Consider the following 17,753-nt stretch of genomic DNA (forward strand, 5'->3'; position numbering starts at 1 on the left):
GGCAAAACTCTTTATTTATCAGTAGTCAAAACGGTAGCTTGCGGGACGGACGTACCGAAACGGTTTCCGACCAGGAAAGCCAGCAAACTTAGCAGCAACGAGGGCACGATAGGGTGGAAGCCCAGGTACTGAATATTCAGTGTCGCAAGTACGGCATACAGCACGCCGCCAACGATCATCGCACTTAGCGCGCCTTTGGCGTTAGCGCGTTCCCAGTAAAGACCCAGTACCAGCGGCCACAGGAAGACAGCTTCCAGCCCGCCGAAGGCCAGCAAATTCAGCCAGATGATCATTTCAGGCGGCTTCCATGCAGCAAGCAGCAGCAACGCGCCGAGAATCAACGTGCTCACCGCCGACATCCGCTTCAGGCGCGTCTCGTTTTGCATTTGATCCGGACGGATATTCAGATAGAGATCTTTAATGATCGTAGCGGAACTTTGCAGCAATTGGGCGTTGATCGTCGACATGATCGCAGCCATAGGAGCTGCAAGGAAGATCCCGGCAGCAAACGGTGGCAATACTTTTACCATCAACGTCGGGATCACCAGGTCCGGTACGGTGAGATCGGGGATCACTGCACGACCTAATGCTCCGGCCAGGTGCATACCGAACATCAGGATTGCGACTACAATCGTACCGATGATGATCCCCCTATGTACTGCTTTGCTGTCTTTATAAGAGATACAGCGCACCGCAGTATGTGGCAGGCCAATAACGCCAAAGCACACCAGCACCCAGAACGACGTCATAAACGCAGGCGACAGAATATCGTCAGCGCCTTGTGGCGTAACCAGTTGCGGATCGATGGTTTGCAGCGTCTCTACTGCGTTGCTTAAGCCGCCTGCGGCATGTACCACGCCAATAAGTAGCACAATGGTGCCAATCAGCATCACCAGCCCTTGCATGGTGTCGTTCAGCACGCTGGCGCGAAAGCCGCCAAAGGCGGTATACAACGCAATGCTGATACCGAAAATCAGCAGCCCGGTTTCATAAGGAATACCCGCTGCGGTTTCCAGCAGGCGCGCACCGCCGATAAACTGCACGGTCATCGCACCAACGAACGCAACCAGCAAACTCAAACTCGCCAGCCACACCAGAAGACGACTCTGGTAGCGGGCAAACAGCATATCGTTCAGCGTCACCGCATTGTAGCGGCGCGCAAGAATCGCGAACTTCTTGCCGAGAATACCGAGCGAAAGCCAGACCGCAGGAAGCTGAATCATCGCCAGCAATACCCAACCCAGGCCGTATTTATAAGCAGCGCCTGGCCCGCCGATAAACGAACTGGCACTGATATAGGTCGCGGTGAGCGTCATCGCCAGCACAATACCGCCCATAGAACGGCTGCCGAGGAAATACTCATTAAGGAAGGTGCCGGTGCTCCGTTTACGCATCGCATAAACTGAAATCCCGAACACCACCACCAGATAGGCGACCAGCGGTAGAATCACTTCAAGCTGCATCGTCATCCTCCAGTGGGATATCGCGATAGATAAATTTCACCATCGCCCAGCACAGTCCAATAAACAGCAGCGGCGTCAGGATGCAAGCCATCTCAAACCAGCGCGGAAAGCCGGTAAAACCGGGGGCAACGCCAGGTAAGTAAGCGGCTACTAACCATACCGCCAGATACAAAAGGGTCAGCCCCAGCGCCCAGCGCGCCTCTTTATGGGCCTGAACAAAACGAGTGTCCATTTTTTGTCCCTGATGGGTGAAGAAAGCGGGGATTGTACCTTATGGGGGTTGTCGATCCCCAGTAATAAAAAAGGCCGGAAAATCCGGCCTTTTGACGTTTTTGCAGTCTTATTTTTCCTGAAGACCGAGTTTTTTCTCCAGATAGTGGATGTTAGTGCCACCATGCTGGAAGTTCTCGTCATTCATGATGCGGATCTGCAGATCAACGTTGGTTTTGATACCGTCGATGATCAGCTCCTGAAGCGCATTCTTCATGCGGGCAATCGCCACGTCACGGTTTTCACCGTAGCAAATCAGCTTACCGATCATTGAGTCATAGTACGGCGGCACGGTGTAGCCAGCGTAGATATGAGACTCCCAACGCACGCCAAAACCGCCAGGTGCGTGGAAACGGGTGATTTTGCCCGGGCTTGGCAGGAAGGTGTTCGGATCTTCGGCGTTAATACGGCATTCCACCGCATGGCCGCGAACGTGAACTTCTTCTTGCTTGATCGACAGCGGCTGACCAGCAGCAATACGCAGCTGTTCTTTGATCAGGTCAACGCCGGTGATCATTTCAGTAACCGGGTGTTCTACCTGAATACGGGTGTTCATTTCGATGAAATAGAACTCGCCGTTTTCGAACAGGAACTCGAAAGTACCTGCACCGCGATAGCCGATATCAACACACGCTTTAGCGCAACGTTCGCCGATGTAGCGACGCAGTTCCGGGGTAATGCCCGGTGCTGGCGCTTCTTCGACCACTTTCTGGTGACGACGCTGCATAGAGCAGTCACGTTCCGCCAGATAGATAGCGTTGCCCTGACCGTCCGCCAGTACCTGGATCTCGACGTGGCGAGGATTTTCCAGGTATTTCTCCATGTAAACCATGTCGTTATTGAAAGCGGCTTTCGCTTCCGCACGGGTCATGGAGATGGATTGTGCCAGTTCAGCGTCACCGCGTACTACACGCATGCCACGACCGCCGCCGCCGCCGGAGGCTTTGATAATCACCGGGTAACCAATGCGTTTTGCAATGGCGCGGTTTTTATCCATATCGTCGCCCAGCGGGCCGTCAGAACCCGGTACGCAAGGAACGCCCGCTTTTTTCATCGCGGCGATTGCGGATACTTTATCACCCATCAGGCGAATGGTGTCTGCTTTCGGGCCGATGAAGATAAAGCCGGAGCGTTCAACCTGCTCGGCAAAATTGGCGTTCTCGGAGAGGAAGCCGTAACCCGGATGGATTGCTACTGCGCCGGTGATTTCAGCGGCGCTGATGATTGCCGGGATGTTCAGATAACTTTTTACTGACGGAGCAGGGCCGATACAGACCGTTTCATCTGCCAGTAATACGTGTTTTAGATCGCGATCCGCACTGGAGTGCACAGCGACAGTCTTGATGCCCAGTTCTTTACAGGCACGAAGAATACGCAATGCAATCTCGCCGCGGTTGGCAATAACAATTTTATCCAGCATGTTCGCCTCGTTACTCGATGACGACCAGCGGCTCGTCAAATTCTACCGGTTGTCCACTTTCGACCAGAATTGCTTTCACAGTACCGGATTTGTCTGCTTCGATCTGGTTCATCATTTTCATGGCTTCAACGATGCACAGGGTATCGCCCACGTTGACTTTCTGACCCACTTCGATGAACGCTTTCGCGTCCGGGCTTGGGGTGCGGTAGAAAGTACCAACCATCGGGGAACGTACGATGTGACCACTGATTTCCGCTGCTGCTGGCGCTTCCATGGAAGGAACGGTCGCCGGAGCGGCTGCGTTAGATTGAGCTGGCTGCTGCATCATTGGTGCAGCGTAAGCTTGTTGCATCACAGGGAAACTTGCGGCAGGAGCTGCACGGCTGATGCGTACTGACTCTTCGCCTTCAGAAATTTCCAGTTCGGAGATGCCTGATTCTTCAACCAGCTCGATCAGTTTTTTAATCTTACGAATATCCATGAGTGGGTTCCGTACTCTTTGTTTAGTGTGATTGTGACAGGCGTTTCACCGCCGTCTGTAAAGCGTATGCTCCGACAACTGCATTCATAGCGTAGTCGTGCCGGTTCGCAGGTATATTCGGTCTCAGACTAGTTGCGAGACTTGTCGGATATTTTGCAGCGATCTTCTGCAATCCTCCGGCAAAAAACAAAATATACCTCTATTGTGCGAATGTCACCCTCTGTACGGCGCAAAAAACCGCCAGGAGATAAGCAAGGTCGCACATTATAACGATTTCGTAGCAATTGGCAGCTAAATACTGGTCTTATCAGGGAAGATAATCAACAGCTAACAGGAAAATAACATCCACGCGTCTTCGTTTTGCTACTCACTGCACAATTCGGAAAACTACTTAAGCCATGTACGGAACTTCTTGTATCGCAAGGCTAAAAGTAGCAAAGCAAGTCCGGCATACAGAATTGGTTGTGGCGAGATAATCTTCACTGACCACAAATAATGTATGGGTGCCAGGATCGCGACCAGATAGACGAAGTTGTGCAACTGTTGCCAGTGTTTGCCTAAATTTCGCTGCATTGCCTGAGTTGAGGTAAACGCTAATGCCAGCAATATCAGCCAACTGACAATGCCGAGCGTTAAATAAGGTCGAGTGATTAATTCCTGACCAAATAGCGCCAGGTTATTCATGCCCAACTCCAGTAAGGCGTAACTGGTTAAGTGCAGCGTAGCCCAGGCGAAACACCATAAACCTAACAGACGGCGAGTGCGTATCAATAATGGCTGTTTAGCGTAGCGCGCCAGCGGCGTGATTAATAATGTTGCGAGCAAAAATTTCAGCGCAATCCGACCGGTAAAATGTTGGATATCTTTCACCGGATCGGCACTTAATCCACCATGATTGATTGCCCAGGCCAGCCAGACAAAGGGCAAAAACCCGGCAAGATGCAGGCAAACTTTCAGCCATATCACTTGTTTTGCTGTCAGTCGCACTTAGAAATTCTCCCGTAAATCCAGTCCACGATAGAGGGACGCCACTTGATCGGCATATCCGTTAAACAGCAGTGTTGGTTGACGTTGTACATCCAGAATACCACCTGCACCGATAAATCGTTCAGTGGCCTGTGACCAGCGGGGATGATCAACATGCGGATTAACGTTGGCGTAAAAGCCATATTCGTCTGGGGCCGCAAGATTCCAGGTTGTTGGTGGACGTTCGCGCGTTAGCTTGATGCTGACGATAGACTTGATACCTTTGAAGCCATATTTCCACGGCACAATCAGGCGTACCGGCGCGCCATTTTGCGGTGGCAACGCCTTGCCGTAGACACCAACAGTCAGCAGCGTGAGCGGATGCATTGCTTCGTCGAGACGTAACCCTTCTACATAAGGGTATTTCAGACCACCGCCGATAAATCGGTCCTGCTGACCGGGCATCTGTTTCGGTGCATAAATCGTTTCGAAAGCGACGTACTTTGCGTTGCTGGTCGGCTCTGCCAACGCCAGCAGTTTATTTAGCGGAAAACCAATCCATGGCACCACCATCGACCACGCTTCTACGCAGCGCATACGATAAATTCGCTCTTCCAGCGGGAAGCGGCGGGTTAATGCGTCATGGTCAAGCGTTAACGGTTTGGCGACTTCGCCGCTGATTTTTAGCGTCCACGGATCAGTTTTCAGGCTGCCAGCATTCGCTGCGGGATCGGCTTTATCCAGCCCAAACTCATAGAAATTGTTGTAACCGGAAACTTTATCCTCCGGTGTCAATGGCAGATTATTTTGCCAGGCTGTCGGTTTGCTGAACTCCAGCGGTTTTCCGGCAGGTGCGGGCGGACGATCATTCCCTTTAAACCAGCTAAGCAAATCGGCGTGTGCGGCATTTGGTAAAGAGAGGGCGGCAGCGCTAATGCCTAATGCTTTCAGAACTTGTCGACGTTGCATAAAAAAAGCCGATTCTGCAGTGACATCGGCTTCTGTAAGTTTGCGAATTTTTTTCATAACAGACTCCCGGTATGCTCATGATTACTATGGCAGGGAGAATGTCAAAGTGCTGCTAAAATTCGTTAACGATATGTAAATTATTTTATGCTAACGCTTAGTTAATTTTTACCAGCGTACGGCCCTGGATCTGATTGTTAATAATGGCCTCGGCAAATTTTGGTGCATCAGCCAGTGCAATCTCTTTTGCAGCCTGTGAGTAGAATGATTCTGGTAGATCGGCGACCAGACGCTGCCAGGCTTGCGCACGGCGTGCTGGTGGCGTCATCACCGAATCCACCCCTTGTAAACGGACATTACGCAGAATAAATGGCATGACCGTTGTAGGCAGAGTAAAACCGCCCGCCAGACCACAGGCCGCCACGCAGCCGCCGTAATTCATTTGCGCCAGCACTTTTGCCAGTACTTTGTCACCGACGGTGTCAATTGCCCCAGCCCAGACTTGTTTTTCCAGAGGACGGGATTCGGCAAACTCATCGCGCGGCAGAATACGGCTGGCGCCTAAGCTTTTCAGATACTCATGGGTACTTTCGCGACCCGATACAGCAACGACCTGATACCCCAGCTTATGCAACAGCGCCACGGCAGTACTACCAACACCACCGCTGGCACCCGTCACGACAATCTCGCCATCCTGCGGACGAATACCTGCATCTTCCAGCGCCATCACGCACAGCATGGCGGTAAACCCGGCGGTACCGATAATCATCGCTTTACGCGCATTCAGACCTTGCGGCATAGCAACCAGCCAGTCGCCTTTCACACGCGCTTGTTCTGCCAGTCCACCCCAATGATTTTCCCCAACACCCCAGCCAGTCAGTAACACTTCCTGACCAGCATGAAAACGCGGATCTTCACTGGCACGAACAGTTCCGGCGAAGTCGATGCCAGGAATCATCGGAAAATTGCGGATTATTTTCCCTTTGCCGGTAATTGCCAGAGCATCTTTATAATTCAGGCTCGACCAGTGAACATCAACAGTCACATCGCCCGCAGGCAGATGACTCTCTTCAATGCTCTGTACGGTAGCAATGGTTTTGCCGTCCTGCTGTTCTAAGATCAAAGCCTGCATACGCTGTCCTCATGTGTATGATGGATTGGAAAATAATTTCTGAAGACTATACTCGCTAATTAAATCGCAATGCCGACGAAGCGCAATAAATTGCGAGAAAAATCCTATTTGGTAGTATGCCCGCTTCCCCTCTATCGGAGTTAAGACAAGGATGAGATTAACGACGAAATTTTCGGCCTTTGTCACGCTGCTCACCGGATTAACGATATTTGTTACGCTGATCGGCTGTACGCTGAGCTTTTATAACGCCATTCAGTTTAAGTTTAGTCATCGGGTTCAGGCGGTGGCGACGGCAATTGATACCCATCTGGTTACCCACGACTTCAAAACGCTTAAGCCGCAAATCAATGAACTGATGGTGTCTACTGATATCGTTCGTGTCGATTTTCTCCAGGGGGAAAAGCTGGTTTATTCCCAGACACGTGGTGGTAGCTATCGCCCTCTTGGTACAAGTAATCAATTTCGGGATATTACTGTTTCATTGGTGAAACATCCGGGCATGTCCCTGCGCCTGGTGTATCAGGATCCGATGGGTAACTATTTCCATTCGCTGATGACCACGGCACCACTCACCATTGCCATTGGCTTTATCATTATTATGCTTTTTCTGGCCGTACGCTGGTTGCAACGACAACTTTCCGGGCAGGAGCTACTGGAGATCCGTTCAACTCGTATTCTGAACGGTGAGCGTGGGGCGAACGTGAGGGGGACAATCTACGAGTGGCCACAAAGAACCAGTAGCGCATTAGATATGCTGTTATCAGAAATTCAGAACGCCCGTGAACAGCATAGCCGACTGGATACACTGATTCGCTCGTATGCTGCACATGACACTAAAACAGGTCTTAACAACCGTTTCTTTTTCGATAATCAACTGGCAACGCTTCTGGAAGATCAAGAGAAGGTGGGAACGCATGGCATCGTGATGATGATTCGTCTGCCAGACTTTACTTTGCTGAGCGAAACCTGGGGGCATAGCCAGACCGAAGAGCAACTTTTCAGTCTGATCAATCTGTTATCTACCTTTATGATGCGCTATCCCGGTGCGTTGCTGGCGCGTTATCACCGCAGTGATTTTACGGTTCTGCTGCCTCATCGCACTCTGAAAGAAGCGGAAAGCATTGCCGGGCAATTATTGAAGGCAATTGACACGTTGCCGAGCAATAAAATGCTTGATCGTGATGACATGATGCACATTGGTATTTGCGGCTGGCGTGGTGGTCAGAGCACTGAGCAAGTGATGGAACATGCGGAGTCTGCAACCCGCAACGCCGTGTTGCAGGGCGGGAATGGTTGGGCCGTTTATGATGATTCGTTGCCAGAAAAAGGACGCGGAAATGTTCGCTGGCGTACGCTTATTGAGCAAATGCTTAGCCGTGGTGGGCCACGGATATATCAAAAACCTGCGGTAACCCGTGAAGGTCATGTCCATCATCGTGAGTTGATGTGTCGTATATATGACGGCAACGAAGAAGTCAGCTCCGCTGAATATATGCCTATGGTCCAGCAGTTTGGCCTGGCAGAAGAGTATGACCGTTTGCAGATTAGCCGTGTGATCCCGTTGCTCAGGTACTGGCCAGAAGAAACGCTGGCTCTGGAAGTGACAGTAGAGTCATTGATTCGCCCCCGTTTTCAGCGTTGGTTGCGCGATACATTGATGCAATGCGAAAAATCGCAGCGTAAACGCATAATTATTGAACTTGCAGAGGCGGATGTAGGTCAACACATCAGCCGTTTGCAATCCGTATTGCGGTTGGTACACGCGCTGGGTGTTCGGGTGGCGGTAACACAAGCCGGTTTAACACTGGTAAGTACCACCTGGATCAAAGAGTTGAATGTTGAGTTACTGAAACTTCACCCAAGTCTGGTCAGAAACATCGAGAAGCGCACCGAGAATCAGCTGTTGGTGCAAAGTTTGGTTGAAGCTTGCACCGGAACAAACACTCAGGTTTATGCCACCGGAGTACGCTCACGTGGTGAGTGGCAGACACTGACAGAACGTGGAGTTGCTGGTGGGCAAGGGGAATTTTTTGCGGCCTCTCAGCCACTTGATACTAACGTGAAAAAATATTCGCAAAGATACTCGGTTTAACCTGCCGTTTAATTTGTTTTCACGTAGAATAACGCGCGCTGTGCCTCATGGGAGTGTGCTTGTCTGCTCGCCAGATTGTAACAGCGCATTTGCAGGTGAATGACCTTAACAGGTTGCAAATGAGGGCCAGGATTGCTGCTGATGTATTCAGCCCTCAGGGACTCAGGCAGAGATTTGTAACACAGGAAACGAACTGCACTAATTTTCACCGTAGCAGATGATTTTTGCGCCTTGTCGCTGCTGCGTGTGGTTGGTAAAGTAAGCGGATTTTCTTTTCCGCCCCAGCTTTCAGGATTATCCCTTAGTATGTTAAAAAAATTTCGTGGCATGTTTTCCAATGACTTGTCCATTGACCTGGGTACTGCGAATACCCTCATTTATGTAAAAGGACAAGGCATCGTATTGAATGAGCCTTCTGTCGTGGCCATTCGTCAGGATCGTGCCGGTTCACCAAAAAGCGTGGCTGCAGTAGGTCATGATGCGAAGCAGATGCTGGGCCGTACGCCGGGCAATATTGCTGCTATTCGCCCAATGAAAGATGGCGTAATCGCCGACTTCTTCGTGACTGAAAAAATGCTCCAGCACTTCATCAAGCAAGTGCACAGCAACAGCTTTATGCGTCCAAGCCCGCGTGTTCTGGTGTGTGTGCCGGTGGGTGCGACTCAGGTTGAGCGTCGTGCTATCCGTGAATCCGCACAGGGCGCTGGCGCCCGTGAAGTATTCCTGATTGAAGAACCGATGGCTGCCGCAATTGGTGCTGGCCTGCCGGTTTCGGAAGCGACCGGTTCCATGGTTGTTGATATCGGTGGTGGTACCACTGAAGTTGCCGTTATCTCCCTGAACGGCGTGGTTTACTCCTCTTCTGTACGCATCGGCGGCGACCGCTTCGACGAAGCCATCATCAATTATGTTCGTCGTAACTACGGTTCTCTGATCGGTGAAGCTACCGCAGAACGTATCAAACACGAAATCGGTTCTGCTTATCCGGGCGATGAAGTCCGTGAAATCGAAGTCCGTGGTCGTAACCTGGCAGAAGGTGTACCACGCGGCTTTACTCTGAATTCCAATGAAATCCTCGAAGCACTACAGGAACCGCTGACCGGTATCGTAAGCGCGGTGATGGTTGCTCTCGAACAGTGTCCGCCAGAACTGGCGTCAGATATCTCCGAGCGCGGTATGGTGCTCACTGGCGGTGGCGCACTGTTGCGTAACCTTGACCGTTTGTTAATGGAAGAAACCGGTATTCCAGTTGTTGTTGCTGAAGATCCGCTGACCTGTGTGGCTCGCGGCGGCGGCAAGGCGCTGGAAATGATCGACATGCACGGCGGCGACCTGTTCAGCGAAGAGTAGCCAGATGCTGGCAGGGTGAGCGCTTGCTAACCCTGCCGAATCTGACACGAGAATACGCATAACTTATGAAGCCAATTTTTAGCCGTGGCCCGTCGCTACAGATTCGCCTTATTCTGGCGGTGCTGGTGGCGCTCGGCGTTATTATCGCCGACAGCCGCCTGGGGACGTTCAGTCAAATCCGTACTTATATGGATACCGCCGTCAGCCCTTTCTTTTTTATCTCTAACGCACCTCGCGAATTGCTTGATGGCGTCTCGCAAACGCTGGCCTCACGCGATCAGCTTGAACTGGAAAACCGTGCGCTGCGTCAGGAACTGCTGCTGAAAAACAGCGATCTGCTTATGCTTGGGCAATACAAGCAGGAGAACGCACGTCTGCGTGAATTACTGGGATCGCCGTTGCGTCAGGATGAACAAAAGATGGTGACTCAGGTCATCTCGACGGTTAACGATCCTTACAGCGACCAGGTTGTCATCGACAAAGGCAGCGATAACGGCGTCTACGAAGGGCAGCCGGTAATTAGCGATAAAGGTGTTGTCGGTCAGGTTGTTGCGGTAGCAAAACTCACCAGCCGGGTGCTGCTGATTTGTGATGCAACTCATGCGCTGCCGATTCAGGTGCTGCGTAACGATATCCGTGTGATTGCCGCAGGTAACGGTTGTACTGATGATCTGCAACTGGAACATTTACCCGCCAACACAGATATTCGGGTGGGGGATGTTCTGGTGACATCCGGTCTCGGGGGGCGTTTCCCGGAAGGTTATCCGGTTGCCGTGGTTTCTTCCGTGAAACTTGACACCCAGCGGGCTTATACCGTGATTCAGGCACGTCCAACAGCCGGGTTGCAACGTTTACGTTACTTGCTGCTGCTTTGGGGCGCGGACCGTAACGGCGCTAATCCAATGACGCCGGAAGAAGTACATCGGGTTGCTAATGAACGCCTGATGCAGATGATGCCACAAGTATTACCTTCGCCAGACGCGATGGGGCCGCAGTTACCTGAGCCAGCTACAGGCATCGCTCCGCCAGCGGCTACTCAACCTGCAACGCCGCCAGCTGCTGCATCAGGGCAGGCGGTCACTCCGCCACCTGCTACGACGACGCCTGCGCGCGCGCCGGGGAGGCAGTAGTGGCCAGTTATCGCAGTCAGGGGCGCTGGGTAATCTGGCTCTCTTTCCTTATAGCTTTGTTACTGCAAATCATGCCCTGGCCGGAGAATATCATTGTTTTCCGGCCTAATTGGGTACTGCTTATACTGCTCTACTGGATACTCGCTCTGCCGCACCGCGTAAATGTGGGCACAGGTTTTGTGATGGGTGCCATACTGGATCTCATCAGCGGTTCAACACTGGGGGTGCGTGCGCTTTCAATGAGCATCGTCGCCTATCTGGTGGCACTTAAGTACCAGCTTTTCCGTAACCTTGCATTATGGCAGCAGGCGCTGGTCGTCATGTTGCTTTCGCTGGTGGTGGATATTATTGTTTTCTGGGCAGAGTTTTTAGTGATCAACGTCTCTTTCAGACCCGAAGTGTTCTGGAGTAGTGTAGTTAATGGCGTGCTCTGGCCGTGGATTTTCTTGCTGATGCGAAAAGTTCGCCAGCAGTTTGCAGTGCAATAAGTGCATTAAAGGTTTCTATGACTTCTCTGTATTTAGCTTCCGGTTCTCCGCGTCGTCAGGAGTTACTTGCGCAACTTGGCGTTACCTTTGAACGTATTGTTACGGGTATTGAAGAACAGCGTCAGCCGCAGGAGAGCGCTCAGCAATATGTCACACGTCTGGCGCGGGAAAAGGCGCAGGCAGGTGTCGCTAAAGTGACGCAGAATCTGCCAGTATTGGGGGCAGATACTATTGTCATTCTCAACGGAGAAGTACTGGAAAAACCGCGCGACGCTGCACACGCAAGCGCAATGCTACGCAAACTATCAGGGCAGACTCACCAGGTGATGACGGCAGTGGCACTGGCAGACCGCCAACATGTGCTGGATTGCCTGGTGGTTACTGATGTGACTTTCAGAACGTTAACAGACGAAGACATCGCAGGTTACGTCGCCAGCGGTGAACCGTTAGATAAAGCAGGTGCATACGGTATTCAGGGGCTGGGTGGTTGTTTTGTCAGGAAGATAAATGGCAGCTATCACGCCGTAGTCGGCTTACCGCTGGTTGAAACGTATGAATTATTAAGTAATTTTAACGCACTGCGTGAAGAAAGGGATAAACATGACGGCTGAATTGTTGGTAAACGTAACGCCATCGGAAACGCGCGTGGCGTATATTGATGGCGGTATTCTGCAGGAAATTCATATTGAACGTGAGGCGCGACGCGGAATCGTAGGCAATATCTACAAAGGTCGTGTGAGTCGTGTACTTCCGGGTATGCAGGCGGCTTTTGTAGATATTGGCCTGGAAAAAGCCGCATTCCTCCATGCTTCCGATATTATGCCGCATACCGAATGTGTGGCAGGTGATGAACAAAAGCAGTTTACCGTCCGGGATATCTCTGAACTGGTGCGTCAGGGGCAGGATCTGATGGTGCAGGTGGTCAAAGATCCCCTTGGCACTAAAGGGGCGCGCCTGACCACTGATATCACTTTGCCTTCTCGTTATCTGGTATTTATGCCAGGAGCTTCACATGTTGGAGTTTCTCAACGCATTGAAAGTGAGTCTGAACGCGAACGCCTGAAAAAGGTGGTGGCAGACTATTGTGATGAGCAGGGCGGATTTATTATCCGAACAGCGGCAGAAGGCGTAGGAGAGGCGGAACTGGCTTCTGACGCGGCTTATCTCAAGCGCGTGTGGACCAAAGTGATGGAGCGCAAAAAGCGCCCACAAACCCGCTATCAGCTTTATGGTGAACTGGCCCTGGCACAGCGTGTATTAAGAGATTTTGCTGATGCTGAGCTGGATCGGATCCGCGTGGACTCTCGTTTAACCTATGAAGCATTGCTGGAATTTACCGCTGAGTACATTCCCGAAATGACCAGCAAGCTGGAACATTACAGCGGGCGCCAACCGATTTTCGATCTCTTTGATGTGGAAAATGAGATCCAGCGGGCGCTGGAGCGTAAAGTTGAGTTGAAATCTGGCGGCTACCTGATCATTGATCAGACGGAAGCGATGACCACAGTAGATATTAATACCGGCGCATTTGTCGGCCATCGCAACCTGGATGACACCATATTCAACACCAACATCGAAGCAACACAAGCGATTGCTCGCCAACTGCGTTTACGTAACCTTGGTGGCATAATCATTATTGATTTCATTGATATGAATAATGAAGATCACCGTCGTCGGGTACTCCATTCGCTGGAGCAGGCGCTGAGTAAAGATCGGGTAAAAACCAGCGTTAACGGATTTTCAGCTCTGGGGCTGGTGGAGATGACACGCAAGCGCACCCGCGAAAGTATTGAGCATGTGTTGTGTAACGAATGCCCAACGTGCCATGGCCGTGGAACGGTGAAAACGGTAGAAACCGTCTGCTATGAGATCATGCGTGAAATCGTGCGCGTGCATCATGCTTATGACTCTGATCGCTTCCTCGTCTATGCTTCTCCGGCAGTGGCAGAAGCGCTGAAGGGAGAAGAGTCACACGCGCTGGCAGAAGTGGAAATTTTTGTTGGTAAACAAGTTAAAGTACAAATCGAACCGCTCTATAACCAGGAGCAGTTTGACGTTGTAATGATGTAAACCCGCACCGGGCCGCCAGTCAGACGGCCCTTTTTAGGCAGACAAGGAGAGACGCGTGAGGCGATTGCCGGGGATTTTACTGCTCACTGGAGCCACGCTCGTCGTCGTTGTGGCGCTGCTGGTCAGTGGCCTGCGCCTGGCGTTACCCCATCTTGATCACTGGCGTCCAGAGATCCTCAACAAAATTGAATCCGCGACCGGAGTCCCGGTCGATGCCAGCCAGCTCTCCGCCAGTTGGCAGACTTTCGGCCCGACCCTTGAAGCCCGTGATATTCACGCTGATTTAAAAGATGGCGGTGAATTTTCTGTAAAACGTGTCACTCTTGCACTGGATGTGTGGCAAAGCTTGCTGCATATGCGCTGGCAATTTCGCGATCTCACTTTCTGGCAATTGCGTTTTCGTACCAATACACCCATAGAACCAGGTGATGGTGGTGAAGGGCTGGAAGGCAGCCAACTCAGCGATCTTTTTTTGCGCCAGTTCGATCACTTTGATCTACGTGACAGCGAAGTCAGTTTTATTACGTTATCCGGGCAACGCGCTGAACTGGCGATCCCGCAACTGACGTGGCTGAACGACCAGGCTCGCCACCGTGCCGAAGGACAGGTCAGCCTTTCCAGCCTTACCGGGCAGCATGGTGTGATGCAGGTGCGTATGGATTTGCAGGATAACGATGGCCTGCTGAAAGATGGTCGAATCTGGCTACAGGCTGATGATATCGATGTAAAGCCGTGGCTGGGTAAATGGATGCAGGACAACATTGCTCTTGAAACGGCGCAATTCTCCCTTGAAGGTTGGATGACTATCGACGATGGCGACATTATCGGAGGCGATATCTGGCTGAAAAAGGGCGGTGCAAGCTGGCTGGGAGAAGGTAAAACCCATACTCTTTCGGTTGATAATCTCACTGCACACATCACCCGCGAACAGCCTGGCTGGCAATTTTCCATTCCTGATACCCGTATTACGATGGATGACAAGCCGTGGCCGAGTGGGGCATTAACTCTGGCCTGGATACCGGAACAGGATGTTGGTGGTAAGAATAATCAGCGTAGTGATGAGCTGCGAATCCGTGCCAGTCATCTGGAGCTGGCTGGGTTGGAAGGTCTCCGTCCGTTGGCAAGTAAACTTTCACCGGCACTGAGTGAGATCTGGCAAGCGACTCAACCGAGCGGGCAAATAAACGTCCTTGCGCTGGATATTCCTCTACAGCAAACAGAAAAAACCCGTTTTCAAATCGACTGGCGTGATCTTGCCTGGAAACAGTGGAAACTGCTGCCAGGTGCTGAGCATTTCTCCGGTACGCTGGCTGGTAGTGTCGAAAACGCCAGCATGACGGTTTCGATGAAACAGGCAAAAATGCCTTACGAAACGGTTTTCCGCGCCCCGCTGGAAATAGAAGAGGGTGTGGCAACTATAAACTGGCTGAAAAATGACAAAGGATTTCAGTTAGATGGTCGCAATATAGACGTCAAAGCAACGGCTGTTCATGCCCATGGTGGTTTTCGCTATCTACAGCCTGCCAATGATGAGCCATGGCTGGGTATTCTGGCGGGAATCAGTACCGACGATGGTTCACAAGCCTGGCGCTACTTCCCGGAAAACCTGATGGGTAAAGAGCTGGTTGATTATCTCAGTAGCGCCATTCAGGGCGGTCAGGCAGATAACGCAACTCTGGTGTACGGCGGTAACCCACAAAACTTCCCTTATGAAAACAATGACGGGCAATTTGAAGTATTAGTCCCGCTACGTAATGCCAAATTTGCCTTTCAACCCGACTGGCCTGCGCTAACAAATCTTGATATTGAGCTGGATTTTATCAATGACGGCTTATGGATGCGCAGTGACAAAGTGAATCTGGGCGGTGTTCAGGCCAGTAATCTGACCGCTGTCATCCCTGATTATTCGAAAGAGAAGTTATTAATTGATGCGGATATCAGTGGTCCTGGTAAAGCCGTTGGGCCATATTTCGACGAATCGCCGTTAAAAGATTCACTTGGTGCAACGCTTGAGCAACTTCAGCTGGATGGTAATGTGAATGCTCGCTTACATCTGGATATTCCACTGAATGGCGAACTTGTTACTGCTAAAGGCGAGGTTGCACTTAAAAATAACAGCCTGTTTATTAAGCCTCTCAATAGCAAACTGGATAACCTGAGTGGTAAATTCCGCTTTATCAACGGCAATCTGACCAGTGAGCCGTTGACAGCACGTTGGTTTAATCAACCGCTAAATGTCGATTTCACCACCAACGAAGGGGCGAAAGCATATCAGGTCGCGGTGAATCTAAGCGGAAACTGGCAACCGGCACGTACCGGTGTTCTTCCGACACAGATAAATGATGCGCTAAGTGGTAGCGTAACGTGGGACGGAAAAGTAGGTATTGAGCTTCCGTATCGTGCTGGCGCTACTTATGACGTTGAACTTCGTGGTGATATGAAGAATGTAAGTAGTCACTTACCATCACCGCTGGAAAAAAGCGCTGGCGAACCGCTACCATTCACAATGAACGTGAAAGGTAATTTGCAGGGCTTTGAACTGACAGGGCTTGTCGGGGAAAACAACCATTTTAATAGTCACTGGATGCTGGGAGAGAGGCTCTCTCTTGAGCGGGCTATTTGGGCATCTGACAGTAAAACACTTCCGCCGTTGCCAGAACACTCTGGTGTTGAGTTGAATCTTCCGGCAATGGATGGTGCAGAGTGGCTGGCACTGTTTCAGCAAGGCGTGGGGAATCAGGTCGGAAATACCACCCACTTCCCGGAACATATCACCTTACGTACGCCGATGTTGTCTTTAGGTGGGCAGCGCTGGAACAATCTGAGTATTATTTCTGAGCCATCTGCCAATGGTACGGTAGTGGAAGCTCAGGGGCGTGAAATTAATGCCTCTCTGGCGATGCACAAAAACGCACCGTGGCTGGCAAATATTAAATATCTCTATTACAACCCCAGCGTGGCGAAGAGTAACGGAACATCGTCGCCATTTGCTGCTGCCAACCAGATTAGTTTCCAGGGCTGGCCAGATGCGCAAATACGCTGCCAACAATGCTGGTTTTGGGGGCAAAAATATGGCCGGATCGACGGCGATATTGCAATTAATGGCAACACGCTCACCCTGAGCAACGGGCTACTTGATACGGGCTATGCCAGACTCACCGCTGACGGCGAGTGGGTAAATGCGCCGGGTAACGAACGTACATCGATTAAAGGTAAGCTGCGGGGTAAAAAGATTGATGCCGCAGTTGAGTTTTTTGGTGTTTCAACGCCGATCCGTAATTCGTCGTTTAATTTCGAATATGATCTGCACTGGCGTAATCCGCCCTGGCAGCCAGATGAAGCCACACTCAACGGCATTATCCGTACGCATTTGGGCAAAGGTGAGTTAACCGATATCAGCACAGGTCATGCGGGGCAGTTGCTGCGCTTGCTGAGTGTCGATGCCTTGTTGCGTAAATTGCGCTTTGATTTCAGCGATACCTTTGGTGAAGGTTTTTATTACGATTCAATAAACAGTACCGCCTGGATTAAAGATGGCGTATTACATACGGATGATACGCTGGTGGACGGACTTGAAGCGGATATCGCGATGAAAGGTTCGGTTAATCTTGTGCAGCGTAAACTGAATATGGAAGCCGTGGTTGCACCTGAAATTTCAGCAACAGTCGGCGTGGCAGCAGCGTTTGCTGTTAATCCGATTGTGGGGGCGGCTGTATTCGCCGCCAGTAAAGTTCTGGGGCCATTGTGGAGTAAAGTCTCAATTTTGCGTTACCACATTTCAGGGACTATCGATCAGCCGCAGATTAACGAAGTACTTCGTCAGCCGCGTAAAGAAAACCAGCAATGATTTGACGGGGGCGTGTAATTGCCCCAATCTCATTAAAGAGTCGTTGCCGTAAGGCCAATGAGCAGGAACGAAACCGTA

General features: G+C 51.1%; 14 protein-coding genes. 7 read left to right on the top strand and 7 right to left on the bottom strand.

Annotation, left to right across the window (positions count from 1 at the left end; genetic code table 11):
- Nucleotides 1-11: 11 nt before the first annotated feature.
- The 7 genes from panF to K0335_RS04480 all read right to left on the bottom strand — a co-directional run bounded on the left by panF (nucleotide 12) and on the right by K0335_RS04480 (nucleotide 6,698).
- The gene (gene panF, locus K0335_RS04450; RefSeq protein WP_104920055.1) at nucleotides 12-1,463 is read right to left on the bottom strand and encodes a sodium/pantothenate symporter; all 1,452 of its coding nucleotides are present in this window, start codon (nucleotides 1,461-1,463) and stop codon (nucleotides 12-14) included.
- On the bottom strand, nucleotides 1,453-1,695 hold the full coding sequence (locus K0335_RS04455) for a YhdT family protein (protein WP_000381170.1): 243 nt from the start codon (nucleotides 1,693-1,695) through the stop codon (nucleotides 1,453-1,455). Before K0335_RS04455 ends, panF begins: the two co-directional genes overlap by 11 nt.
- 108 nt (nucleotides 1,696-1,803) lie before the next feature.
- On the bottom strand, nucleotides 1,804-3,153 hold the full coding sequence (accC, locus tag K0335_RS04460; RefSeq protein WP_000884620.1) for an acetyl-CoA carboxylase biotin carboxylase subunit: 1,350 nt from the start codon (nucleotides 3,151-3,153) through the stop codon (nucleotides 1,804-1,806).
- A gap of 10 nt (nucleotides 3,154-3,163) precedes the next feature.
- Nucleotides 3,164-3,634: an acetyl-CoA carboxylase biotin carboxyl carrier protein gene (gene accB / locus K0335_RS04465; protein ID WP_000354622.1), complete on the bottom strand. Its 471-nt coding sequence runs from the start codon at nucleotides 3,632-3,634 to the stop codon at nucleotides 3,164-3,166.
- Nucleotides 3,635-4,021: 387 nt separating this feature from the next.
- A complete protein-coding gene (gene msrQ, locus K0335_RS04470) occupies nucleotides 4,022-4,621 on the bottom strand; it encodes a protein-methionine-sulfoxide reductase heme-binding subunit MsrQ (RefSeq protein ID WP_104917413.1) in 600 nt (199 codons plus the stop codon).
- Entirely contained in the window at nucleotides 4,622-5,626 is a 1,005-nt protein-coding gene (msrP, locus tag K0335_RS04475) for a protein-methionine-sulfoxide reductase catalytic subunit MsrP (RefSeq protein ID WP_104917414.1), read from the bottom strand.
- Nucleotides 5,627-5,723: 97 nt separating this feature from the next.
- The gene (locus K0335_RS04480; RefSeq protein ID WP_001148235.1) at nucleotides 5,724-6,698 is read right to left on the bottom strand and encodes an oxidoreductase; all 975 of its coding nucleotides are present in this window, start codon (nucleotides 6,696-6,698) and stop codon (nucleotides 5,724-5,726) included.
- Between the two features lie 151 nt (nucleotides 6,699-6,849).
- Between K0335_RS04480 and csrD the strand changes: the two genes are divergently transcribed.
- The 7 genes from csrD (at nucleotide 6,850) to yhdP (ending at nucleotide 17,675) form a co-directional block, all read left to right on the top strand.
- Nucleotides 6,850-8,790: an RNase E specificity factor CsrD gene (csrD, locus tag K0335_RS04485; protein ID WP_001241390.1), complete on the top strand. Its 1,941-nt coding sequence runs from the start codon at nucleotides 6,850-6,852 to the stop codon at nucleotides 8,788-8,790.
- 306 nt (nucleotides 8,791-9,096) lie between these two features.
- Nucleotides 9,097-10,140: a rod shape-determining protein MreB gene (gene mreB, locus K0335_RS04490; RefSeq protein ID WP_000913396.1), complete on the top strand. Its 1,044-nt coding sequence runs from the start codon at nucleotides 9,097-9,099 to the stop codon at nucleotides 10,138-10,140.
- A gap of 65 nt (nucleotides 10,141-10,205) precedes the next feature.
- Nucleotides 10,206-11,270: a rod shape-determining protein MreC gene (gene mreC / locus K0335_RS04495; RefSeq protein ID WP_000802528.1), complete on the top strand. Its 1,065-nt coding sequence runs from the start codon at nucleotides 10,206-10,208 to the stop codon at nucleotides 11,268-11,270.
- Nucleotides 11,270-11,758, top strand: a complete 489-nt coding sequence (gene mreD / locus K0335_RS04500; RefSeq protein WP_000179411.1) for a rod shape-determining protein MreD — start codon at nucleotides 11,270-11,272, stop codon at nucleotides 11,756-11,758. Before mreC ends, mreD begins: the two co-directional genes overlap by 1 nt.
- A gap of 17 nt (nucleotides 11,759-11,775) precedes the next feature.
- A complete protein-coding gene (locus tag K0335_RS04505; protein WP_000203087.1) occupies nucleotides 11,776-12,369 on the top strand; it encodes a nucleoside triphosphate pyrophosphatase in 594 nt (197 codons plus the stop codon).
- Nucleotides 12,359-13,828 carry a ribonuclease G gene (gene rng, locus K0335_RS04510; RefSeq protein WP_000123204.1) on the top strand — a complete coding sequence of 490 codons (1,470 nt, stop codon included), beginning with the start codon at nucleotides 12,359-12,361 and terminating at the stop codon, nucleotides 13,826-13,828. The genes K0335_RS04505 and rng overlap by 11 nt, the downstream gene beginning before the upstream one ends.
- 55 nt (nucleotides 13,829-13,883) lie before the next feature.
- Nucleotides 13,884-17,675 carry an AsmA2 domain-containing protein YhdP gene (gene yhdP, locus K0335_RS04515; protein WP_104920056.1) on the top strand — a complete coding sequence of 1,264 codons (3,792 nt, stop codon included), beginning with the start codon at nucleotides 13,884-13,886 and terminating at the stop codon, nucleotides 17,673-17,675.
- The last annotated feature ends 78 nt before the right edge of the window (nucleotides 17,676-17,753 follow it).

This window comes from Escherichia sp. GZ89 (assembly GCF_019366485.1).
Classification (GTDB): domain Bacteria; phylum Pseudomonadota; class Gammaproteobacteria; order Enterobacterales; family Enterobacteriaceae; genus Escherichia; species Escherichia fergusonii.

Bases quoted from the DNA above. Each gene is read 5' to 3' on its own strand.
- panF (WP_104920055.1), bottom strand. From the start codon at position 1,463: ATGCAGCTTGAAGTGATTCTACCGCTGGTCGCCTATCTGGTGGTGGTG.
- K0335_RS04455 (WP_000381170.1), bottom strand. From the start codon at position 1,695: ATGGACACTCGTTTTGTTCAGGCCCATAAAGAGGCGCGCTGGGCGCTG.
- accC (WP_000884620.1), bottom strand. From the start codon at position 3,153: ATGCTGGATAAAATTGTTATTGCCAACCGCGGCGAGATTGCATTGCGT.
- accB (WP_000354622.1), bottom strand. From the start codon at position 3,634: ATGGATATTCGTAAGATTAAAAAACTGATCGAGCTGGTTGAAGAATCA.
- msrP (WP_104917414.1), bottom strand. From the start codon at position 5,626: ATGAAAAAAATTCGCAAACTTACAGAAGCCGATGTCACTGCAGAATCG.
- K0335_RS04480 (WP_001148235.1), bottom strand. From the start codon at position 6,698: ATGCAGGCTTTGATCTTAGAACAGCAGGACGGCAAAACCATTGCTACC.
- csrD (WP_001241390.1), top strand. From the start codon at position 6,850: ATGAGATTAACGACGAAATTTTCGGCCTTTGTCACGCTGCTCACCGGA.
- mreB (WP_000913396.1), top strand. From the start codon at position 9,097: ATGTTAAAAAAATTTCGTGGCATGTTTTCCAATGACTTGTCCATTGAC.
- mreC (WP_000802528.1), top strand. From the start codon at position 10,206: ATGAAGCCAATTTTTAGCCGTGGCCCGTCGCTACAGATTCGCCTTATT.
- K0335_RS04505 (WP_000203087.1), top strand. From the start codon at position 11,776: ATGACTTCTCTGTATTTAGCTTCCGGTTCTCCGCGTCGTCAGGAGTTA.
- rng (WP_000123204.1), top strand. From the start codon at position 12,359: ATGACGGCTGAATTGTTGGTAAACGTAACGCCATCGGAAACGCGCGTG.